The organism is Pseudolysinimonas kribbensis, assembly GCF_039531715.1.
In the GTDB taxonomy this organism is placed as follows: Bacteria; Actinomycetota; Actinomycetes; order Actinomycetales; family Microbacteriaceae; genus Pseudolysinimonas; species Pseudolysinimonas kribbensis.
In genome coordinates this window covers 636,482-656,509 of record NZ_BAAAQO010000004.1, presented here as the reverse complement: position 1 = coordinate 656,509, position 20,028 = coordinate 636,482, and the positions used below count along the sequence as shown (strand labels likewise).

Here is a 20,028-nt window from a genome sequence, read left to right as displayed (position 1 = left end):
TGAGCGATATGGATTACCAGCGGCGCGCGGCGGAATGTGGGCGCGAGGGACGATAGAGGCATGACCGACAAGCCCAACTACCGGCAGCCCGGAGGCACCCCGACCGAGTACGGCGGACGCTCCGGCGACAACCGGCGCACCCCCGCCGGACGGGTGCTCCCCGGCTCCACCGGCCAGCAGGCAACCGACCTGCGCAGCGAGGGTGTGCGCGGGCAAGACACCTGGCCCGCTCCGCGCCGTCTCGGTGGCGGGCGCTAGGGTCGCGTGCCAGCCCTGGCGACGGCGGCGGTGAACTCTGCGCGTCGGGTGCCGAAGTTCAGCGACTGCGGGCTCGGGTGGTGTGTCTCAATCACGACCGGGCCGGGGCCGTCAAACAGCCCGGCGACGTAGCGCCGCCAACCCTGCCGCGCGTAGTCGCCGCAGAGGACGACGGTGTCCAGGCTCGGCAGCAGGTCAATCAGATAGCGAAGCCGTATCGAGCCGTCCGCGAGCTCCAAAGGCGTCGGCTTCACCGATGCCGCGCCGAGATACCACGGCACGATGTTCGCCTGGATGCAGCCGTCGATGAGCCCGGCGTCCGTTCGTGCTTGCCAGAGGTTCGCGGCGGTCTGATCGTTGTTGTCGGCGCTGATGAACCCTGAGCCCTTCGTGGTCGCCGACTTCGGCCCCGGCGCTTCGAGCACGAACATCACCCGCGCATCAGAACCGGCGTCGGTCGGGTCGAAAGCGGGCGCATCCCTGCCGTGGATTGACAGGTCTCCAACGTAGTCACGCAGCGCGGCCAGGGTCGGCTTCGTCTGCCATAGCGCATAGCGCTCGGATACCGCGTCTGGGTCGCGCAGGGAGCGGGGTCGGGTCGCATCCACGGCGCGACCTTACTCATCGTCTATGGAGACTATGAGTCAACACGCCCAGGTTTGAAAGGTGCCGAAAATAGCCCCGCCGCAGCCTTGGCGGGACGCGCTCGGCACGCGCGTTCGAGAACTTCGCGCCGAGCGGCAGTGGTCGCAAGAGACGCTCGCGGAGCGGGCGGACGTCCACACGACCTACGTCAGCGGTATCGAGCGAGGACGGCGCAACGTCAGCATCGACATCCTTCATCGGCTCGCGGTTGCTTTCGGAGTGGAGATTCGCGACCTTTTCTGAGTCGACTCGCGCTCGGGGCACTAGGCCTATTCAGGATCGCCGTTACCACGACCCGCGCTGCTGCAGTCCCGCTATGTGCGATCGGCGAGTCTGAAGATGGCTTCTTCGGGACGCTCCCGTGCAGACGTGATCTTGTCCGCGATGTTGTCGATCAGCTTCTGTCCCCAGAACGGATCGGTGCGATCATAGAGAATCACGCGGATGTGCCGAAGGTCGAATGGCACGTCGTCCTCGTTGGACGAGATCAAGATGACGGGCTTCTCGATGGCGTGAGCGAGGCCGAGTTCATAGAACACATTGGGGTTCTTCGTTGTCAGTTCCGCCAGCAGGATCTCGGCATCCTGGATGCCGCGCCAGATTTGGTCGATGATCTTTCCAGTGCCGAAGATCTCCGCATCGGCACGCACTGGGGTGAGCCCGGCTTGTTCGATCGCGGGACGGAAGATCAGGTCGTAGTAACCGCCGAGCGGTGCCGCGAACGGCTGCATAACAAAGCAGGTCGCGCCGGTTGTTGTCCTGGTCGGCTTCTTGCTTGTAGGGGCCGGAGTGCCAGACGACGTTTCACGTCCGGCGTCGAGGAGGCGGACCTGCGCTCCGCTCTCATCGATGAGGTTTGCTGACCGCATCGACTTCATAAAGATGTCAAGGAACTCGGGCACCTGGTCAGCGGGTATCCCGAATCGATCTGTCAGGGCGTTGGCGAGGAAGGGTTCGTCGGGCAACGCCTCGCCGCGGTAATACTTGTAGACCTCGCCGAGATCGGGTGCAGACAGAACGGCATCCCGTAGAGCATCTCTGCGATCGTTCTCGCTCTGGGGTGAGATCGCCTTGCGGGCGCGTTCCTCCACCACGAGCGTCTTGCCCTCGGTCTTGAGGAAGCCATACTTCTTCGCGGAACTGATCTCGACGTTCCAGCGACCTGAAACCTTGGTGCCTCCGGAGTATTGGACGGCTTCAGCGGGTGTAGCCGGATTCCCCGCGTTCTGCTGCAGAATCGCTTCCGGGATGCGAAGGGCTTGCTCGACCGTGTGCCGAGGAAACTTGGCAAGCGTGGAGTTCGTCTTGGACTTCGACTCGGCCCCGCCGCCGGAATCTTCTGCCGTGGAGTCGCTCATCTTGCTCCAATGCTCGGGTATGTGGAGCATAGCGGAGGCCGACTTCTTGGAGGGGCGGACGGGAATCGAACCCGCGTAATTAGTTTGGAAGACTAAGGCTCTACCATTGAGCTACCGCCCCGAATCTGTATTTAGTTGTGCGGGCTCTCGCCCTCTTTTCGCCCTCTCGGGCTTGCCGGGAGGGTCGCTCTCCTCAGTACTACCAGGCCAGCGCAGATCAGCCGCGCCGGTTTGGAAGACTGAGGCTCTACCATTGAGCTACCGCCCCGAAGGTGCGCCGCGAGTCTATCGGCCCCCGGGGTGGAGTCGTCTCAGGACGCGGCGCGCAGCTCCGAGGCCTCCGCGTCGATGCGCACGGCGACGCAGACGTGCGCCTCCTCCCACGCCATCGCGAAGAAGACGCTCGACTCGATCGGACCGACCTCGCCGCATTCGAGGCAGCGCGGCTCGTACGCCCGCACCTCCATGATCTCGATGTCCGCCATGCCGACCAGTGTGCGCGCGGGCACCGACATCGCCGGGCCGACACCCCGTGCGACCCACCCTCGCGCGGGCGTATCGTGACGCGGGATGGGCCCCACGAGCACGACGCGGCGACGCGTTCTGATCACCGGAGGATCGCGGGGCGTCGGGCGTGCGCTCGCGGAATCGCTGGCGGCCGACGGGTGGGACGTCGTCCTCACCTTCCGCAGCGAGGCGCAGCTGGCCGCGGATGTCGTCGCCGTCATCGCCGAGCGCGGCGGTCGCGCGTCGGCGGCGCGTCTCGATCTCGAAGACGCCGCCGCCATCCGGGACCTCGTCCGTGCCGAGATCGACCCCGCCAACCCGCACGGCGGGCCCTTCGACGCCCTCGTCGCGAACGCCGCCGCCTCCGCGTTCAAGCCCGCGCTCGACCTCACCGCCAACAACCTCGAGCGCTCGTGGGCGACCAATGTCCGCTCGTTCGTGGCACTCGCGCAGGCGGTCGTGCCCACGATGCCCCGCGACGGGCGGATCGTCGCGCTCAGCAGCTACGGCGCGCGACGTGCGTTCCCGCTGTACGGAGCCCTCGGCGCCGACAAGGCGGCGCTCGAGTCGTGGGTGCGCCACCTCGCCGCGGAGCTCGGGCCGCGCGGCATCACCGTCAACGCCGTCAACGGGGGCATGTTCGACACCGACTCTGCCCGGCACTACAACGCGGTCGTCGGGCTCGGATCCGACCGGACGGCCCAGCGCATCCCGCTCGGCCGGCTCGGGACCGCGGCGGAGCTGGCCGGCGCGGTCGCGTTCCTGCTCTCGCCGGCCGCCTCCTACATCACCGGCACCACGCTCGTCGTCGACGGCGGTCTCACCGTGACCGCGCCGCCGTTCTGGTCCGACCTCGCGCCGGCCGCCTCACCCGAATAGCACGCACGAAGGAAACCCCCATGGGCAACACCGACTACGACCCGACCCCGCTCCGGAACGTCTTCGAGAGCACCTTCACCTACGCCGCCGCCGTGGAGCGGAACACGCACCGCTACGCGAACCGGACGGCGATCACCGACCCGCCGAGCGGGCGCAGCTGGACCTACCGACAGCTCGGCGAGGTGACCGGCCAGCTCGTCGCCGGCCTGGCGGCGCAGGGCGTGGGTGTCGGTGACATCGTCTGCTACCAGCTCATGAACCGGCCCGAGTTCGCGTTCCTCTACGTCGCCGCCCAGGGACTGCGCGCGGTCAGCTCGCCCATGAACTTCCGCCTCGCGCCGGCCGAGACCGCGTTCATCCTCGACGCCGCGAAGCCGAAGATCTTCGTGTACGAGGCGGCGCAGGCCGCCGACGTCGCGACGGCCCTCGACCTCGCCGCCGCGCGTCCGCCGGTCATCGTCGGCGTGGGGGAGGGCGAGCTCGTGCCCGGGTCGCTGCGGTTCGAGGAGCTGCTCGTCGCCGGCGCGCCGAGCTTCCGCGCGCCCGACGGGGCGAGCACCTGGGACGAGACCTCCCGCCTCTACACCTCCGGCACGACCGGGATGCCCAAGGCCGTGCCGCTGACCAGCCTCAACGAGCTGCTCACCGCCCACGACGTCGTCATGCACTTCCCGCTCGGACCCACCGACAAGACGATGAACATGTCGCCGTGGTTCCATCGCGGCGGCAACTACTGCGCCGGTCCGAACACGGCGTTCTTCGTGGGATCGGAGGTGGTGTGCCTGCCGGCGTTCGATCCCGCGACCGTGCTGGATGCCATCCGGGATGAGCGCCTGACCTATGTCATCGGCGCGCCGACCAACCTGGAGCGGCTGGCGGATGCCCAGGAGGCCGACCCGCGCGACCTGACATCGCTGCGGGGGATCGTCACCATGGGCGCGCCGCTGGACCGCGCCGCCGCGCTGCGCTACCAGCGGGTGCTGACGCCGCGGATCGCGAACGGGTACGGCACGACGGAGGCGTTCTGGAACACCTACCTGCGTCCGGAGGATCTGCCCGCCGCGGCGGGCGCCGCCGGCCGGGCATGCCTCGACGACGACGTGGCCGTGGTGCGCGTGCAGGCCGACCGGATCTCGCGGCCCGACGAGCTGGCGAAGCAGGACGGCCAGGAGATCGGCGAGGTCATCATGCGGACCGTCAAGAGCGGCTACGCCTACGTCGGCAACCCCGAGGAGCAGGCGCAGAAGTTCCGGGACGGGTGGATGTACCCCGGCGACCTCGCCACCTGGGACGGCGACGAGCTCGTCACGATCGTCGGCCGCAAGGACGACATGATCATCTCCGGCGGCGAGAACGTGCACCCGGTGCAGGTCGAGGAGCTGCTGGCGAGCCATCCGGCGGTCGCGGACTCCATCGTCACGGGCCTGCCGGATCCGGAATGGGGGGAGCTGGTGGTCGCGTACCTGCGCCCGCGCGAGTCCGGCGTCGACCTGCAGGCGCTCGCGACGGAGCTCGACGCGTTCTGCAAGGACAGCGTCGCGCTCGCCGACTACAAGCGCCCGCGTCGCTACGCGATCGTCGACGAGCTGCCCTACACGGCGACCGGTAAGAAGCAGCATTTCGTGATGAAGCAGCGGGCCACCCACGACGCGGCAGCCGGGTTGTTCGTCACCCCGTAGACTCGACGGGGCCATCCGAGGGTCACGCCCGCGGCAGCCGGCCGGCCCGGGGCGTAGCTCAGCTTGGCTAGAGCACCCGCTTTGGGAGCGGGAGGCCGCAGGTTCGAATCCTGTCGCCCCGACAGCACGACCCCACACAAGGAGACATCCCCTATGGTCCAGGCGACCGTCGAGAAGCTCTCGCCCACGCGCGTGAAGCTCAGCATCACCGTGACCCCCGACGACCTCAAGCCGTCGATCGATCACGCATACAAGCACATCGCGGAGGAGGTCACGATCCCCGGCTTCCGCAAGGGCAAGGTGCCGCCGCCCATCATCGACCAGCGCGTCGGCCGTGCCGAGGTGCTCAACCACGCCGTGAGCGACGGGCTCGACCGCTTCTACCGCGAGGCCGCCGACGCCGAGAAGCTGCGTCCGCTCGGCCGTCCCGAGGCCGACGTCACCCAGTGGCCCGACGAGAAGACGTTCCAGGGCGACCTGCACGTGACCGTCGAGGTCGACGTGCGCCCCGAGTTCGCGCTCCCGAAGTACGACGGCATGAAGCTCGAGGTGGAGCCCGTCGCCGTGAGCGTCGACGAGGTCGAGAACGAGCTCGACAACCTGCGCACCCGCTTCGGCACGCTCGTGACCGTGGACCGCCCCGCCAAGACGGGCGACTTCGTCACGCTGGATCTCGTCGCCACCATCGGCGGCGAGGAGGTCGACACCGCGAGCAACGTGAGCTACGAGCTCGGCTCGGGCGAGCTCATCGAGGGCATCGACGAGGCGCTCGACACGCTCACCGCCGGCGAGTCGACCACGTTCGAGTCCGAGCTGCTCGGCGGCGACCACGAGGGCGAGAAGGCCGAGGTCGCGGTGACGCTGCTCTCGGTGAAGGAGCGCGAGCTCCCGGAGGCCGACGACGAGTTCGCGCAGATCGCGAGCCAGTTCGACACCATCGGCGAGCTCCGCACCGACGTGCGCGAGCAGCTCACCAAGCAGAAGGAGTTCGGCCAGGGCGTGGAGGCGCGCGACAAGATCGTCGACACGCTGCTCGAGAAGGTCGACATCCCGGTGCCGCCGCAGCTCATCGACGACGAGGTCACGCGCCACCTCGAGGCGGAGAACCGTGTCGGAGACGAGGAGCACGGCAAGGAGGTCGCCGAGTCGGCCGAGAAGACGTTCCGCTCGCAGATCCTGCTCGACGCGATCGCCGAGGCCGAGGAGATCAAGGTCGGCCAGAACGAGCTCACCACGTACCTCGTGCAGGCGGCCGCGCAGTACGGCATGGAGCCGGGCGAGTTCATCAAGGTGATCGACGAGAACGGGCAGCTGCCCGCCATGATCGGCGAGGTCGCGCGCTCGAAGACGCTCGCCGTCATCCTGAGCCGGGCCAAGGTCACCGACACCAAGGGCAAGGACGTCGACGTCTCGGCGTTCACGGCGGGCGCCCTCGGCGATCCGGACGACCCGGAGGCCGTGGTCACGACCCCCGACGCCGGCCCCGACGACCACGCCGGCCACGACCACGAGGGCCACGACCACTAGGGTGACGCGTTTCGTCGCGCTGCTCCGCGGCGTCAACGTCGGCGGGATCACGGTGAAGTCCGCGGATCTCGCCGACGTCGTGCGCGGCCTCGGCTACGACGACGTGGCGACGGTGCTGGCGAGCGGCAACGTGCTGTTCACGACGAGCGAGCCCGCGGCGACGGCGAAGACGCGCCTCGAGGGGGCGCTCGGCGACCGCTTCGGCTACGAGGCCTGGGTGCACGTGCTCACCGCGGCGGCGGTCGCGAAGATCACCGCGGGGTTCCCGTTCCCGCGCAGCGACGACCGGCACGCGTACGTCGTCTTCGTGGTGAAGCCCGAGGTGCGCGCCGAGCTGCTCGCCACCGAGCTCGACCCGGACGTCGAGCAGATCGCGGAGGGCGAGGGCGTCCTCTACTGGAGCGTGCCGAAGGGCTCGACGCTCGACAGCGCCTTCGGCAGGGCGCAGGCCGTCGCGCGGCACAAGCCGTGGCTGACGACGCGCAACCTCAACACGCTCGAGAAGCTCGCACGCTGAGCCGGTCCGGCCGGAGCGGTCAGCGCGCGCCGTCCGCGAGCTCGTCGACGTAGGCCGCCACCGATCGGTGGTAGCGCGGCAGCGATGGGATGAGCGCTCGCAGGGCGACGACGAGCGCGCCGCGATCGCGGCCCAGGCTCGCGAGCGTGAGGGCGGTGAACGCGGCGAGGGCGGGTGTCCACTCGTCGACCGGGCGTCCCTCGGACTCGGCCTCGAGCATCCCGAGCGCCTCCTCGCCCCGGTCGAGGTTGCGGATCGTCGAGGCGAGCTGGATGACGGCCTGGATCCGTTCGGCGGTCGGCAGCCCGGCCGCCAGGGCCGCGCGATACAGCGGCTCGGCCTGCTCCTCGCGTCCGGCGGAGTCGTGCTCACCGGCCTCCTCGAACAGGTGCAGGGCGTCGTCAGTCGTCGTCATGCGTCGAGACTACGGACGCCGTCTCTGCCCACGGCGAACACCCCCGCGGGGTGCCGCACCCCCTCGATAGATTCGACAGCGACATCAACCGAACAGGAGCATCACCCATGGCCGACACGCCATTCCAGCCGAGCGTCTTCGACCGGCTGCTGCGGGATCGCATCATCTGGCTCGGCGACGAGGTGCGCGACGACAACGCGAACGAGATCGCGGCGAAGCTCCTGCTCCTCGCGGCCGAGGACCCGAAGAAGGACATCTTCCTCTACATCAACTCGCCCGGCGGCTCGATCACGGCCGGCATGGCGATCTACGACACCATGCAGTTCGTGCCGAACGACATCGTGACGGTCGGCATCGGCATGGCCGCCTCGATGGGCCAGCTGCTGCTGACCGCGGGCACCAAGGGCAAGCGCTACATCACGCCGAACGCGCGCGTGCTGCTGCACCAGCCGCACGGTGGATTCGGGGGCACGTCCTCCGACATCCAGACCCAGGCCGCGCTCATCCTCGACATGAAGCGGCGCCTGGCCGAGATCACCGCGGCCCAGACGGGCAAGTCGGTGGAGCAGGTGAATGCGGACGGCGATCGCGATCGCTGGTTCAGCGCGAACGAGGCCCTCGAGTACGGCTTCGTCGATCACATCCGGGAGTCCGCGGCCGACGTCATCGGCGGCGGCGGCACCGACGACACGAACGACACGAAGTAAGGACGCGACAGATGGACACCCCCACCTTCATGAGCGGCGGCGACCTCGCCGCCCGGATGCCGGAGTCGCGGTACATCCTGCCTTCGTTCGAGGAGCGCACGGCCTACGGCTTCAAGCGTCAGGACCCCTACGCGAAGCTCTTCGAGGACCGCATCATCTTCCTCGGCGTGCAGGTCGACGACGCGTCGGCCGACGACGTCATGGCCCAGCTGCTCGTGCTCGAGTCGCAGGACCCCGACCGCGACATCGTGATGTACATCAACAGCCCCGGCGGCTCGTTCACGGCGATGACCGCGATCTACGACACGATGCAGTACATCCGTCCGCGCATCCAGACGGTCGTGCTCGGCCAGGCCGCCTCGGCCGCCGCGGTGATCCTCGCCGCCGGCACGCCGGGCATGCGGCTCGGCCTGCCCAACGCCCGGGTGCTCATCCACCAGCCGGCGGTCGGCGAGGCCGGCCGCGGGCAGGCGTCGGACATCGAGATCCAGGCGAAGGAGATCCTGCGCCTGCGCACGTGGCTCGAGGAGACCCTGTCGCGGCACTCGAAGAAGTCGCAGCAGGAGGTGCACGACGACATCGAGCGCGACACCATCCTCTCGGCCGACGAGGCGCTCGAGTACGGGCTGATCGACCAGGTGCTCACGAGCCGCAAGAACCTGCCGGTGGCCGCCATCGGCAGCTGACCGCCGCTCGACACTCCGCAGCGCCTGGGACTTGAGGTCCCGGGCGCTGCGTCGTCTCTACCGTCGATCGCATGGCTGGGACCGAACAGGAGGTCGAGCGCGCCGCCTCCGACCTGGAGCGCACCCCCGCGTTCCGTCTTCTCGCGCGCACGGGGTACGCCGTCGCGGGCGTGCTGCACGTCATCATCGGGATCATCGCGATCTCCATCGGGCTGCACGCCGGCGGTGGCCGCGCCGACCAGACCGGAGCTCTGCGCTCGATCACGCACGCGCCCGGCGGCATCGTGCTGGTCTGGGCGATGATCCTCGGCCTCGGCGCGCTGGGCGTCTGGCAGGTCGCCCGCAGCATCACGGCCGAGCAGCGCGACGAGAAGCTGCGCTGGCGCTCGCGCCTCTCGGCGTGGGGGCAGGCGATCGGCTACCTGTTCCTCGCCGGCATCGGGATCTCGGTGGCCGTCGGCGGCGGCAAGGGCGCGACCGGCAAGACCCTCACCGCCCAGCTGCTGCACGTGCCGGGCGGCGTCGTGCTGCTCGTGGCGGTGGGACTCGGTGTGCTGGGCGCGGGCGTGTACTTCGTCGTCAAGGGCGTGCGCCGGAGCTTCCTCGACGATCTGCGCCGGCCGACCACCGCCATCCGGGATGTGATCGAGGTCGTGGGCGTCGCCGGGTTCGTCGCGAAGGGCATCGCCCTGTCGGTGCTGGGCGTGCTGCTCGTCATCGCCGCGGCGACGGCCGATCCCGACAAGTCCGGCGGGCTCGATCAGGCCTTCCAGGCCGTCGTGCGCCTGCCCTTCGGCGAGGTGCTCGTCGTGCTCATCGGGATCGGTTTCATCGCCTACGGCGTGTACTGCGGATTCCGCGCCAGGTACGCGAAGCTCTAGCGCCGCGGTTCGTCCGGATGCGGCTCGTCGCGCTCGGGCTCGTCGTGCTCGCGCCCCTCGGCACGCCGCCGCCGTGACACGAGGACGATCGCGACGACCACCGCGAGCGCGACGGCGACGAGCGCGCCGCCGATCCACAGCACATCGGCGATCGGCGCCGACTGCGAGCGCGCCGCATCCGGATCGCCGGGCGTCGCCGTGGAGGCGGCGAGCGGAGCCCGGCCGCAGTTCTGCGGTTGCCGGTGCGCGGTGGCGGGCGTGAACGCGCCGGAGGGCTTCCAGGTGAACGGGTACGAGCCGCTGACGGTGTGGCCGTCCTGCGACACGAGCTGGTAGATCACGGTGTACGTGCCCGCCGGTCCGATGGCCGGCTTGATCGACATCGCGTCGTCCTGGATCGTGATGCAGCCGTCGCCGTAGTAGGCGCCCGCCGAGCTGCGGATCTCGAACGCGAAGCCCTCCCCGTCGCCGCTCACGTCGAGCAGCGGGAGGTTGGTGGTGACGGCGAAGCGGCTGGGCAACGAGGTCAGTGTCGCCTTCGCCGCCGGCGTGGTCGAGATCACCTGGTTATGAGCCGACGCCGGCGCCGCGAGCACGAGCACCGCGGCGGCGACCAGCAGCCCCGTCGACGCGGCGAGGAGGCCGCGCCTCATGACGCGTCCCCGCGGGTGCGGCGGCGTGCCGACATCCCGGCGACGCCGATCACGAGCCCGACCGCGCCGATGACGATGCCGACGATCCCGAACACCCGGGCGATGACGTCGGGCGTCGCGGGCGCGCTCGAGAGCGGCTGCGATGCGGTCGCCGTCACGCGGGGGGAGGGTGCGGTCGCTCCGGATGCCGGGGGCGCGTCGTTCACGTACAGCACGGGGGCCGGGTGCTCGGCGTTCGCGCCCTTCTGGCTCCACGACACCACCGACCCGTCGCTGTAGGTCTGCTCGGCGGGGAACGCGAGGCTGCCGACCGACGGGACCGGCCCGACGGAGAGCTGGAACAGCCCGAGCGCCCCGGTCGGGATGCCGTGCCCGGCCGGGGCCGTCCAGGTCACCCGGGTGACCGCACGGGTGATGGTGTCGTCGCCGTTGGTCACCGGCTTCGGCAGCGTCTCGGTGGTCGCCGTCGCGGTCCACCCGGGCACCGGCACGTACGACGCGCTCACGAGCGGGTGGTCGGTGGGGAGGGCGACGGCGATGCTGTCGGTGGTCGCGCCGTCGGCCGACTCGTTGGGCACCTTGAAGGTGAGCAGCGTGTACGACCCGGCGGCCGCGGTGTTCGTCTGGAGCGTGACGTGCGCGCTCGCGGCGAGGGGGACGGCGAGGGCGAGGATCGCGCCGGCGCCGAGCGCCGCGAGGGTGCGGCGGACAGGGATGTGCATGGATGGATTCCTTCGATCGTTCTGAGCGCACGCCGGAGGGCCCGGGCGTGCGGGTGGTTCAGTGCGACGGAAGGAGCGGGGGACCGCGCAGCGGCGGCGCCGCGACACGGGCGACGGGGCGCAGGACGCGCACCCGAAAGACGGGGGCGGCCGCGGGGCGGGCGGTCGGTGCGGCGACGGCCGGCCGCAGCACGCGCACGACCAGGCGGCGCAGCATCCCCCAGACCGCGGTCTCGGCGCGACGCAGGAAGAGGACCGTGAGCGCGCCGGCGACGACGTGCGCGAGCCACATCCAGGGGTCGGTGAGATGGCCGAGGTGATCGTGCATCGCCGGCATGCCCGGGATCGCCGGGGTCATGTCCATGTGCATGCCCGGCATGCTCGGGGTCGCGCTCGCGGCGGGAGACACCCCGAGGAACGTGAACAGCAGGTGGAAGGCGAGCTGCGACCCCGTCACCGCGACGACCAGCCGCGCCAGGCTCGGGCGCCGGCCGATCGCGAGGGTGCCCAGCATCCCCGCGAAGAGGAGCGCGGCGCCGAGGCCGAGCGGATCGGGGCGGTAGCCGCCCGCGAGCGTGTGCGAGACCGCGGCGACCCCGGTCGCGAAGGCGCCGACCAGCCACCCTCGGGCCAGTCGTTCCGCCCGTGTGTGCACGGCATCCAGGCTATCCGCCACGCCGCGTCACGTTCTCCCCACAGTGCGAGCCGGCGTCCAGGGTTCGGGTTAGGCTCGGTCTACCGCAGCGGGGAGGCACTCCCCACGCACGGGAGGAGACCCGGGATGGCACGCATCGGTGAGAGCGCCGACCTGCTGAAGTGCTCGTTCTGCGGCAAGAGCCAGAAGCAGGTCCAGCAGCTCATCGCGGGTCCCGGCGTGTACATCTGCGACGAGTGCGTCGAACTCTGCAACGAGATCATCGAGGAGCGGCTGGCCGAGGCCGGCGAGGAGGCCTCGAGCGAGTTCGACCTGCCGAAGCCGCGTGAGATCTTCGACTTCCTCGAGGAGTACGTGATCGGGCAGGAGCCGGCCAAGCGCGCGCTCTCGGTGGCCGTCTACAACCACTACAAGCGCATCCGGGCCCGGCAGAGCGTCGCCGCGGCGGACGCCGTCATCGACGACATCGAGATCGCCAAGTCGAACATCCTGCTGATCGGGCCGACCGGCTGCGGCAAGACCTACCTCGCGCAGACCCTGGCCAAGCGGCTCAACGTGCCGTTCGCGGTCGCGGACGCGACGGCGCTCACGGAGGCGGGGTACGTCGGCGAGGATGTCGAGAACATCCTGCTCAAGCTCATCCAGGCAGCCGACTACGACGTGAAGCGCGCCGAGACGGGCATCATCTACATCGACGAGGTCGACAAGATCGCCCGCAAGGCCGAGAACCCGTCGATCACGCGCGACGTGTCGGGCGAGGGCGTGCAGCAGGCGCTGCTCAAGATCCTCGAGGGCACGGTCGCGTCGGTGCCGCCGCAGGGTGGTCGCAAGCATCCGCACCAGGAGTTCATCCAGATCGACACGACGAACGTGCTGTTCATCGTGGCGGGCGCGTTCGCCGGCCTCGAGGACATCATCTCCGCCCGGGTCGGGCGGCGCGGCATCGGCTTCGGCGCCCCGCTGCACTCCAAGCGCGACGAGTCGATGCTGTTCAGCGAGGTGCTCCCGGAGGACCTGCACAAGTTCGGGCTCATCCCGGAGTTCATCGGCCGTCTCCCGGTCGTGACGACGGTCTCTCCGCTCGACCAGCACGCGCTCATGGAGATCCTCACCGAGCCGAAGAACGCCCTCGTGCGGCAGTACCAGCGCATGTTCCAGATCGACGGCGTCGAGCTCGAGTTCGAGGCCGACGCCCTCGAGGCGATCGCCGACCTCGCCGTGCTGCGTCAGACCGGAGCCCGCGGCCTGCGCGCGATCCTCGAAGAGGTGCTGGGCCCGATCATGTTCGACGTGCCCTCGAACGACGAGGTGGCGCGCGTGGTCGTGACGCGGGAGGCAGTGCTCGAGAACGCCGCACCCACGATCGTGCCGCATCCCGCGCGTCGCACCGAGAAGTCCGCGTAGCGCCAGCTCGCGTGATGCAGCCGGTCGTCGCGGGGGTCGTCGCCGCCGTCACCGGGTTCGCCAGCTCGTTCGCGCTCGTCATCGCGGGCCTGCGCGCGGTCGGGGCCACGCCCGAGGAGGCGGCGTCGGGCCTGCTCATCCTGACCCTGTTCCAGGGCATCGTCGCGATCGTGCTCGGGCTGCGCTTCCGTCAGCCGCTGGCGTTCGCCTGGTCGACGCCCGGGGCCGCGCTTCTCATCGCCGCCCGGCACGCGACCGGCGACTTCCGCGCCGCGGTCGGCGCGTTCCTGCTGTGCGGTGTGCTGCTGCTGATCACCGGGCTGTGGCCATGGCTCGCGCGGGCGATGACGCGCATCCCGCGGCCGATCGCGTCGGCGATGCTCGCCGGCGTGCTGCTGCCGATCTGCCTCGCCCCCGCGACGTCGGCGGTGACGCTGCCGCTGCTCACGCTGCCGGCGATCGTGGTGTGGCTCGTGCTGCTTCGATTCGCACCGCGCTGGGCCGTCGCCGGGGCGGTCGTCGCCGTGATCGTCGCGATCGTGCTCACGCGCCCGGATGTCGCCCCGGCCTCGCTGCTGCCGACCGTGCGGGTCGTGGCGCCGGTCTTCGATCCGTTCGTGCTGGTGAGCATCGGCGTGCCGCTGTACATCGTCACGATGGCCGGCCAGAACGTGCCCGGTTTCGCCGTGCTGCGCACCTTCGGCTACGACGACCCGCCGGCACGTACGATTCTGGCCTCGACGGGTGCCGCATCCGCGATCGGCTCGGTATTCGGGGCGCACGCGATCAACCTCGCCGCGATCACGGCCGCGATGATGGCCGGCCCCGACGCCGACCCCGATCGCAGCCGGCGCTGGATCGCGAGCGTGACCGCCGGCATCGCCTACCTCGTGATCGCGCCCGTCTCGGGCGCCGCGAGTGCGATCGTCGCGGCATCGGCCCCCGTCCTCATCGAGGCGGTGGCGGGGCTCGCCCTGCTGGGCGCCCTGGTCGGTGCGTTCGTCGCCGCGTTCGAGGAGAGCGAGCACCGCATCGTCGCCGTGGCGACGTTCCTGGTCGTCGCGTCCGGCATCCAGGTGCTCGGCATCGGCGCGCCCTTCTGGGGGCTCGTGGTGGGCGGCATCGTCATGCTCGCGCTCCATCTCGGGCGACGCCGACCGGAGCCCGCGGGGGAGACATCCGACGGCGATCCCGAGCCGCCGGTGACCGCGTAGCGCGCGACGCCGGCCAGGGGGGCGCTCCGCCTCGATGCGGAGCGGTTGCTTGACATGGAACGGTGTTCCATGAAAAGACGATCATGCCGAGTCTGATCGAAGGGGATCGCTCATGACCGTCAACACGCACCACTCTCTCTCCCTCCGCTCCCGCTTCGTCGCGGTGTTCGCGGCAGGGGCGCTCGCGACGGTGTTCTGCGCACCGGCCGTCGCTCAGGCCGACACGGGAGGGGGCGCGACCACCTTCTCGTTCGAGTCGGACGCGGTCGGTTCCGTGCCCGCGGGATGCACCACACCGGCCGGCCGGGCGGCCGCGACGGTCAGCGACGAACGGGCCCACGACGGCTCGCACTCGCTGCGCATCCACGACACCAGCTCATCCGCACTGGTCGTCAGCAACTGCGAGAACGTCACGCAGCAGGGTGCCGAGATGTCGCTGGAGATCTATCCGGTCAACGCCCTCAGCGTCATGATCGACATCGACGGTGTCGCGAGCAAGGGCCCGACGAACATCGACGGCACCGCCGTCTTCCACCTCAGGGTTCAGGCGAACGGCGCCATGGGCTGGTACAGCGGCACCGGGTGGCAGTCCCTGGCGCCGGCAGGCACCGTGGCGGCGGGGCGATGGAGCCTCATCCAGCTGGCCGTGCCGAGCGACAACAGCTCGGTCTACGTCGGGGTGAACGGCACCGACGTCGCCAGCGCCGGACCGGCCACGGGCAGCGACAACCCGATTCGTGCGATCACTGGGTTCGGCTTCGCCAGCTCGGGAACGGCGGCCGTCGGCGACGACGCCTTCGTCGACTCGGTCACCTTCGGGCCCCTCACCGACACGGAGCCCGGAGTGCCGCCGACGCGGGACTTCACGCCGGGGGCGGTCGACGGCCTCGAGTCCGACGCGGTCGGCTCGGTGCCGTCGGGCTGCGGGACCCCGGTGGGAAGCGTGGCGCCGACGGTGAGCGCTGAGCGGGCTCACGCGGGGCGGCATTCGGTGCGCGTGACCGACACGAGCCCGACGTCGCAGGCCCTGCTGACGTGTGCGACCCCGGCGGTGCAGGGCGCCTACCTGTCCTTCGAGATGTACCCGGTGGCCGTGAAGGGATTCGCGTTCGACATCACGGGGAGCGCCCTGATCGGGGCGGCCCTTCCCGGTGGCGCCGTGTTCCATCTGAGGCTCGGCGCGGACGGCGCCCTCTCCTGGGATCAGCTCGGTGCCTGGTACCCCCTGGCGCCGGCCGGCACGGTCCCGATCGGACGCTGGAGTCACGTCCAGCTCTCGGTGCCGGTCGACGATCAGGCCGTGCACGTCACGGTCGACGGCACGTACGTCGGAAGCGGCGGACCGGCCATCGGCAACAACAGCTCCCGGCATGACGAGATCACCGCGATCACCGGGTTCGCGTTCGCCAGCGCCGGACCGGTGGGCGTCGGCGACGACGTCTTCGTCGACGATGTGACCTTCGGCCCCGTCGCGGACACGCCGACGGCGGCGCTCGGCACCGCGCCGTTCGAGGTCGGATTGCCTGCCACGATCGACGCCGTCGGCCAGGTGCAGCTGCCCACGTCCGACGTCGTCGTGCCGCACGGCGACGGGCAACGCATCCTCGCCGACTACCCGGCGCACTCGGACGCGAGCAACACGAACGGCAACCGGATGGCCTACTCCGATGACGGCGGCGTCACCTGGGCGAGCGACCAGCAGTCCAATCCGATGCCGGATGCCCCATCGTTCTTCCTCACCCGGCTGCGCGACGGCGGCATCCTCGCCGTCGACTACCACACGTACATGACGCCCGATTCGGGTGACCTGCAGTCGGAGGTGGACACCGCGGTCTCCCACGACGGCGGTGCGACGTGGACGGTCCGCAGCGGCATCCTGACCACGCCGCAGCCGATGCGCACGATCTCCTCGGTCACCGACCGCCCGGGCTCCCCGCTCGGCGGCTTCGTGCTGGTGCACAGCGTGGTGGAGGATGCGGACGGCACCCTGTATCAGACGGGCTACGGCTACTACGCGCCCGACGTCCGGTACCGCTCGGTGCTGCTCGTCTCCCATGACGGCGGCGTGGACTGGTCCATCCAGGGGACGATCGCCTCGGACGATCCTGCGATGGACGCCACCTCCGGATATCAGGGTCCGTGCGAGGCGGTGATCGAGCGCCTCGCCGACGGCTCGCTCCTCGCCGTCATGCGGCAGGGCTCGTACCTGCCCATGACCTACGCCCGGTCGACGGACGACGGCCGCACCTGGACCGCGCAGAAGCAGGTCGCGACCGGTCCCTCGGCGCAGCCTCTGTACAGCGTCTACCCGACCATGGAGCTCATGCCGACCGGGGAGCTGGTCCTGCTCGCCGGGCGCCCCGGCATGGTGATGACCGTGTCGAAGGACGGCCGCGGTGACGACTGGTCCACGCCGGTCGGCATCGATTACACCAACTCCGAGAACGGCGTCTTCACCGCGCTGGATTCGGCGACCGTCCTGGTGCTGGGAGACCGGGGGCGGGTGACCCCCTGGCAGGTGTGGGCCCGCGCGGTGGGCGTCGACGCGCCCTGCACGCAGGTCGTCACGGGGGTCCACAACGGTCCGTTGTCGGCCGGTGCGGGCGGCCTGTGCCTGGACCATGCGACGGTCAATGGATCGGTCACGGTCTCCGACGGCGGGCGCCTGATCGTTCAGGGGTCGGCGATCCGCGGTCCCCTCCGAACCAGCGGTGCGTCGGTCGTCTCGCTGTGCGGGTCCACCGTCTCCGGCACGACGACTCTGACCGGCACCGTCGGGAACGTGTCCGTCGGCGACACCATCCGCGGCTGCGACCCCGACACCCTCACCGGCGCGCTCTCAATCGGGGCCACGCACGGTCGCGTCGTGGTGGACCGTGCGGAGGTCACCGGGCCGGTGGCGATCACGGGCACGCGGGGCGCCATGGCGGCCGTGCTCTCGGGGGTCGTCGTGCACGGACCGCTCTCCTGCACGGGCAACTCGATCGCGCCCACCGACTCCGCGGTCCCGGACACGGTGGACGGCCCGAGCCGGGGGCAGTGCGCCGCCCTCGGCTGATTCGATTTCCGCGGAAGTACCGGGCGCCGCCGCGCGTTGACGAGTTCATGACGATTCCGCTCTCCGTGCTGGACCTCGCCGTCGTCCGATCCGACTCCTCGCACTCGGAGGCGCTCGCCGACACGATCGCCGTCGCGCGCGAGGCCGATCGGATCGGCTACCGGCGGTTCTGGGTCGCCGAGCACCATGGGATGCCCGGCATCGCCAGCTCGTCGCCGCCCGTGCTGATCGGCGCGGTCGCGGCGGCGACGGAGCGCATCCGCGTGGGGTCGGGCGGCGTCATGCTGCCGAACCACTCCTCGCTCGTCGTGGCGGAGCAGTTCGGCACGCTCGTCGCGCTGCACGGCGACCGCATCGACCTCGGACTCGGTCGCGCGGCCGGCACCGATCCGCTCGTCTCGGCGATGATCCGGCGCAACGTCGGCGTCGAGACCGTCGACGACTTCCCCGCGCAGGTGCTCGAGCTGCTCGCGTACTTCGGCACCATCCCGGCGCTCGACGGGGGACAGGGCTCGCGCATCGTGGCGGTTCCGGGGATGGGTGACTCGCCCGAGCTGTGGCTGCTCGGGTCCAGCGACTTCAGCGCGCGGCTGGCGGGCATGATGGGCCTGCCGTTCGCCTTCGCGCACCACTTCGCGGGCGGCGAGCAGACGCCTCTCGCGTTCGAGCTCTACCGCGACGCATTCCGGCCCTCGGTCGTGCTGAGCGAGCCGCACGCGATGGTCGCGATCTCGACGCTCGTCGCCGACTCCACCGACGAGGCGCGGCGGCTCATGCTGCCCGGGCAGCTGCAGTTCCTGCGGTTGCGCAGCGGGCATCCCACCCGGCTGCCGTCGCTCGAGGAGGCCGAGGCGCACCCGTGGACCGACGGCGAGCGCGCCTTCGCCGAGCAGCGCATCCGGCATCAGGCGATCGGCACCCTCGACGAGGTGCGCGCGGCGATCGACGGCCTGGTCGCGTCGACGGGGGCGGACGAGGTCATCGTCGTGCCGCAGGGGCCGACGCTCGACACGCGGCTGCGCACCCTGCGCGAGCTGGCTCCGAATGCCGCGCCGAGTGCCGCGCCCGACGCCGCGCCCGGTGTCGCGCCCGTCGCTGCACCCGCGACCTGACGGGCCGAGCGCCCACTTTCGCATCATGTGGGCACCGGTGCACGTGCCGACGTGATGCGAACGTGGGCGCTCGCAGCCCTGCACACGCCGCGCGGCGTGGCGCCATCCCCGAAGGGCATCGCGGCGCCCCCGGGCGCCCCGTCGATCGGTCACCGTGTTCGGGTGGAGATCTCGATCGACCCGGATTGGCGCACGCGCTTCACCCGCACCGCGCATGCCGTGACCGCGCCGGAGCGCAACGCTCTCGCCCGCGCCGCGCGGTCGGGCCGTCTGCAGCGCGTGGTTCGCGGTGTCTACCGCGAACCTCCGCCGCGCCCGCCCTCGCGCGAGGACTCGCATCGGCAGCTCGTCTACGCCCATGACCTGCGCACCGAGGGTCGGCGGGTCTTCGTGAGCGAGTCCGCCGCGGCGCTCTGGCGGCTGCCGGTCATCGGCACCCCTCCGCCGATCGTGCACGTCGCCGACGGCATCGGAGGCGGGCACTCCTCGCGGGCGATCATGCGACACGCCACGGGGGTGCCGCGGGATGTCGCGCGGATCGACGGCATCCGGGTCACGACGCTCGGCGAGACGGTCGTGAGCCTGCTGCGAACGCGTTCGCTCGCCGGCGGGCTCGCCGCGGTGGACTCTGCGTTGAGCGGCATCGCGGAGGCGGGCGGCGCGCGCATCGCCCGCGAGGAGCTCGCCGTGCTCCTCGACCGGGAGGGGCGCGGGATGGGGCAGGCGCGACTTCTCGGCGCCCTTGCCGACGGGAGCGCCGGCTCACCGGGGGAGAGCGTGAGCCGGGCCACGATGTACCGGGTCGGGGTGCCGCAGCCGCTGCTCCAGTTCCCGATGGTGGACAGGAACGGGGAGATGTTCGGCGACTTCTGCTGGCCGGAGCACGGACTGATCGGCGAATTCGACGGGATCGGCAAGTACCTCCGCGAGGAGTGGATGGACGGGCAGGATGCCGCCCGGGTCGTCATCGACGAGAAGCTGCGCGAGGACCGCATCCGGGCCCTCGGCTGGCGCGTGGTGCGATGGGGCTGGGCGGTCGCCCGTTCGCCCGCCGCATTGTCGACGCTGCTCGTGGATGCCGGCCTCCCGCGGCCGAGCGCCCACGTTCGCACCACCTGGGCGCCGGTGCACGTGCCGGCGTGATGCGAACG

21 protein-coding genes and 2 tRNA genes are annotated in these 20,028 nt (G+C 70.6%); 15 read left to right on the top strand and 8 right to left on the bottom strand.

Annotation, left to right across the window (positions count from 1 at the left end):
- Nucleotides 1-60: 60 nt before the first annotated feature.
- Nucleotides 61-258 (top strand): hypothetical protein, encoded by a 198-nt coding sequence (locus tag ABD285_RS13785; protein ID WP_284255032.1) that lies wholly within the window; start codon nucleotides 61-63, stop codon nucleotides 256-258.
- On the opposite strand, the gene ABD285_RS13780 is transcribed toward ABD285_RS13785, so the two are convergent.
- Complete coding sequence (locus ABD285_RS13780; RefSeq protein WP_284255033.1) at nucleotides 255-866, bottom strand: uracil-DNA glycosylase; 612 nt, start codon at nucleotides 864-866, stop codon at nucleotides 255-257. The two genes, ABD285_RS13785 and ABD285_RS13780, sit on opposite strands and share 4 nt — an antisense overlap.
- A 58-nt stretch (nucleotides 867-924) precedes the next feature.
- On the opposite strand from ABD285_RS13780, the gene ABD285_RS13775 reads away from it, so the two are divergent.
- Nucleotides 925-1,146 carry a helix-turn-helix domain-containing protein gene (locus ABD285_RS13775; RefSeq protein WP_284255034.1) on the top strand — a complete coding sequence of 74 codons (222 nt, stop codon included), beginning with the start codon at nucleotides 925-927 and terminating at the stop codon, nucleotides 1,144-1,146.
- Between the two features lie 71 nt (nucleotides 1,147-1,217).
- On the opposite strand, the gene ABD285_RS13770 is transcribed toward ABD285_RS13775, so the two are convergent.
- The 3 genes from ABD285_RS13770 to ABD285_RS13760 form a co-directional block, all read right to left on the bottom strand.
- Entirely contained in the window at nucleotides 1,218-2,261 is a 1,044-nt protein-coding gene (locus tag ABD285_RS13770) for a hypothetical protein (protein WP_284255035.1), read from the bottom strand.
- A 47-nt stretch (nucleotides 2,262-2,308) separates the two neighbouring features.
- Nucleotides 2,309-2,382, bottom strand: a tRNA-Gly gene (locus tag ABD285_RS13765).
- A gap of 190 nt (nucleotides 2,383-2,572) precedes the next feature.
- Nucleotides 2,573-2,746, bottom strand: a complete 174-nt coding sequence (locus ABD285_RS13760) for a hypothetical protein (RefSeq protein ID WP_284255036.1) — start codon at nucleotides 2,744-2,746, stop codon at nucleotides 2,573-2,575.
- Nucleotides 2,747-2,831: 85 nt separating this feature from the next.
- Between ABD285_RS13760 and ABD285_RS13755 the strand changes: the two genes are divergently transcribed.
- The 5 genes from ABD285_RS13755 (at nucleotide 2,832) to ABD285_RS13735 (ending at nucleotide 7,370) form a co-directional block, all read left to right on the top strand.
- Complete coding sequence (locus tag ABD285_RS13755; RefSeq protein ID WP_284255037.1) at nucleotides 2,832-3,647, top strand: SDR family oxidoreductase; 816 nt, start codon at nucleotides 2,832-2,834, stop codon at nucleotides 3,645-3,647.
- Between the two features lie 20 nt (nucleotides 3,648-3,667).
- Nucleotides 3,668-5,326 carry a class I adenylate-forming enzyme family protein gene (locus ABD285_RS13750; protein WP_344203048.1) on the top strand — a complete coding sequence of 553 codons (1,659 nt, stop codon included), beginning with the start codon at nucleotides 3,668-3,670 and terminating at the stop codon, nucleotides 5,324-5,326.
- A 47-nt stretch (nucleotides 5,327-5,373) separates the two neighbouring features.
- Nucleotides 5,374-5,448, top strand: a tRNA-Pro gene (locus ABD285_RS13745).
- Nucleotides 5,449-5,479: 31 nt separating this feature from the next.
- Nucleotides 5,480-6,853, top strand: coding sequence for a trigger factor (gene tig / locus ABD285_RS13740; protein WP_284255039.1), 1,374 nt, complete (start codon nucleotides 5,480-5,482; stop codon nucleotides 6,851-6,853).
- Between the two features lies 1 nt (nucleotide 6,854).
- Nucleotides 6,855-7,370, top strand: coding sequence for a DUF1697 domain-containing protein (locus tag ABD285_RS13735; RefSeq protein ID WP_284255040.1), 516 nt, complete (start codon nucleotides 6,855-6,857; stop codon nucleotides 7,368-7,370).
- A gap of 19 nt (nucleotides 7,371-7,389) precedes the next feature.
- Here the strand turns inward: ABD285_RS13735 and ABD285_RS13730 are convergent, their stop codons facing one another.
- Entirely contained in the window at nucleotides 7,390-7,785 is a 396-nt protein-coding gene (locus ABD285_RS13730) for a tetratricopeptide repeat protein (protein WP_284255041.1), read from the bottom strand.
- A 107-nt stretch (nucleotides 7,786-7,892) separates the two neighbouring features.
- Here ABD285_RS13730 and ABD285_RS13725 point away from each other — a divergent pair, with 107 nt between their 5' ends.
- From ABD285_RS13725 to ABD285_RS13715, 3 genes are all read left to right on the top strand, one after another.
- Nucleotides 7,893-8,492, top strand: a complete 600-nt coding sequence (locus ABD285_RS13725; RefSeq protein WP_284255042.1) for an ATP-dependent Clp protease proteolytic subunit — start codon at nucleotides 7,893-7,895, stop codon at nucleotides 8,490-8,492.
- Nucleotides 8,493-8,503: 11 nt separating this feature from the next.
- On the top strand, nucleotides 8,504-9,178 hold the full coding sequence (locus ABD285_RS13720) for an ATP-dependent Clp protease proteolytic subunit (RefSeq protein WP_284255043.1): 675 nt from the start codon (nucleotides 8,504-8,506) through the stop codon (nucleotides 9,176-9,178).
- 71 nt (nucleotides 9,179-9,249) lie between these two features.
- On the top strand, nucleotides 9,250-10,059 hold the full coding sequence (locus ABD285_RS13715) for a DUF1206 domain-containing protein (protein ID WP_284255044.1): 810 nt from the start codon (nucleotides 9,250-9,252) through the stop codon (nucleotides 10,057-10,059).
- On the opposite strand, the gene ABD285_RS13710 is transcribed toward ABD285_RS13715, so the two are convergent.
- Genes ABD285_RS13710 through ABD285_RS13700 form a run of 3 tightly spaced genes read right to left on the bottom strand, consistent with a single transcriptional unit; the run spans nucleotide 10,056 to nucleotide 12,089 of the window.
- Nucleotides 10,056-10,712, bottom strand: a complete 657-nt coding sequence (locus ABD285_RS13710; RefSeq protein ID WP_344203045.1) for a copper resistance CopC family protein — start codon at nucleotides 10,710-10,712, stop codon at nucleotides 10,056-10,058. The two genes, ABD285_RS13715 and ABD285_RS13710, sit on opposite strands and share 4 nt — an antisense overlap.
- Nucleotides 10,709-11,434, bottom strand: coding sequence for a YcnI family copper-binding membrane protein (locus ABD285_RS13705; protein ID WP_344203043.1), 726 nt, complete (start codon nucleotides 11,432-11,434; stop codon nucleotides 10,709-10,711). Before ABD285_RS13705 ends, ABD285_RS13710 begins: the two co-directional genes overlap by 4 nt.
- Before the next feature lie 58 nt (nucleotides 11,435-11,492).
- Complete coding sequence (locus ABD285_RS13700; RefSeq protein WP_284255046.1) at nucleotides 11,493-12,089, bottom strand: hypothetical protein; 597 nt, start codon at nucleotides 12,087-12,089, stop codon at nucleotides 11,493-11,495.
- 126 nt (nucleotides 12,090-12,215) lie between these two features.
- On the opposite strand from ABD285_RS13700, the gene clpX reads away from it, so the two are divergent.
- The 5 genes from clpX to ABD285_RS13675 all read left to right on the top strand — a co-directional run bounded on the left by clpX (nucleotide 12,216) and on the right by ABD285_RS13675 (nucleotide 20,020).
- On the top strand, nucleotides 12,216-13,493 hold the full coding sequence (gene clpX / locus ABD285_RS13695) for an ATP-dependent Clp protease ATP-binding subunit ClpX (RefSeq protein WP_284255047.1): 1,278 nt from the start codon (nucleotides 12,216-12,218) through the stop codon (nucleotides 13,491-13,493).
- 14 nt (nucleotides 13,494-13,507) lie between these two features.
- Nucleotides 13,508-14,707, top strand: a complete 1,200-nt coding sequence (locus ABD285_RS13690) for a benzoate/H(+) symporter BenE family transporter (RefSeq protein ID WP_344203559.1) — start codon at nucleotides 13,508-13,510, stop codon at nucleotides 14,705-14,707.
- Between the two features lie 112 nt (nucleotides 14,708-14,819).
- Nucleotides 14,820-17,765 carry a sialidase family protein gene (locus tag ABD285_RS13685; protein WP_344203041.1) on the top strand — a complete coding sequence of 982 codons (2,946 nt, stop codon included), beginning with the start codon at nucleotides 14,820-14,822 and terminating at the stop codon, nucleotides 17,763-17,765.
- A gap of 47 nt (nucleotides 17,766-17,812) precedes the next feature.
- Nucleotides 17,813-18,877 (top strand): LLM class flavin-dependent oxidoreductase, encoded by a 1,065-nt coding sequence (locus tag ABD285_RS13680; protein ID WP_284255049.1) that lies wholly within the window; start codon nucleotides 17,813-17,815, stop codon nucleotides 18,875-18,877.
- A gap of 162 nt (nucleotides 18,878-19,039) precedes the next feature.
- Nucleotides 19,040-20,020 (top strand): hypothetical protein, encoded by a 981-nt coding sequence (locus ABD285_RS13675; RefSeq protein WP_344203038.1) that lies wholly within the window; start codon nucleotides 19,040-19,042, stop codon nucleotides 20,018-20,020.
- Nucleotides 20,021-20,028: the final 8 nt, after the last annotated feature.

Bases quoted from the DNA above. Each gene is read 5' to 3' on its own strand.
- ABD285_RS13785 (WP_284255032.1), top strand. From the start codon at position 61: ATGACCGACAAGCCCAACTACCGGCAGCCCGGAGGCACCCCGACCGAG.
- ABD285_RS13770 (WP_284255035.1), bottom strand. From the start codon at position 2,261: ATGAGCGACTCCACGGCAGAAGATTCCGGCGGCGGGGCCGAGTCGAAG.
- ABD285_RS13760 (WP_284255036.1), bottom strand. From the start codon at position 2,746: ATGGCGGACATCGAGATCATGGAGGTGCGGGCGTACGAGCCGCGCTGC.
- ABD285_RS13755 (WP_284255037.1), top strand. From the start codon at position 2,832: ATGGGCCCCACGAGCACGACGCGGCGACGCGTTCTGATCACCGGAGGA.
- ABD285_RS13750 (WP_344203048.1), top strand. From the start codon at position 3,668: ATGGGCAACACCGACTACGACCCGACCCCGCTCCGGAACGTCTTCGAG.
- tig (WP_284255039.1), top strand. From the start codon at position 5,480: ATGGTCCAGGCGACCGTCGAGAAGCTCTCGCCCACGCGCGTGAAGCTC.
- ABD285_RS13730 (WP_284255041.1), bottom strand. From the start codon at position 7,785: ATGACGACGACTGACGACGCCCTGCACCTGTTCGAGGAGGCCGGTGAG.
- ABD285_RS13725 (WP_284255042.1), top strand. From the start codon at position 7,893: ATGGCCGACACGCCATTCCAGCCGAGCGTCTTCGACCGGCTGCTGCGG.
- ABD285_RS13720 (WP_284255043.1), top strand. From the start codon at position 8,504: ATGGACACCCCCACCTTCATGAGCGGCGGCGACCTCGCCGCCCGGATG.
- ABD285_RS13715 (WP_284255044.1), top strand. From the start codon at position 9,250: ATGGCTGGGACCGAACAGGAGGTCGAGCGCGCCGCCTCCGACCTGGAG.
- ABD285_RS13710 (WP_344203045.1), bottom strand. From the start codon at position 10,712: ATGAGGCGCGGCCTCCTCGCCGCGTCGACGGGGCTGCTGGTCGCCGCC.
- ABD285_RS13705 (WP_344203043.1), bottom strand. From the start codon at position 11,434: ATGCACATCCCTGTCCGCCGCACCCTCGCGGCGCTCGGCGCCGGCGCG.
- clpX (WP_284255047.1), top strand. From the start codon at position 12,216: ATGGCACGCATCGGTGAGAGCGCCGACCTGCTGAAGTGCTCGTTCTGC.
- ABD285_RS13690 (WP_344203559.1), top strand. From the start codon at position 13,508: ATGCAGCCGGTCGTCGCGGGGGTCGTCGCCGCCGTCACCGGGTTCGCC.
- ABD285_RS13685 (WP_344203041.1), top strand. From the start codon at position 14,820: ATGACCGTCAACACGCACCACTCTCTCTCCCTCCGCTCCCGCTTCGTC.
- ABD285_RS13680 (WP_284255049.1), top strand. From the start codon at position 17,813: ATGACGATTCCGCTCTCCGTGCTGGACCTCGCCGTCGTCCGATCCGAC.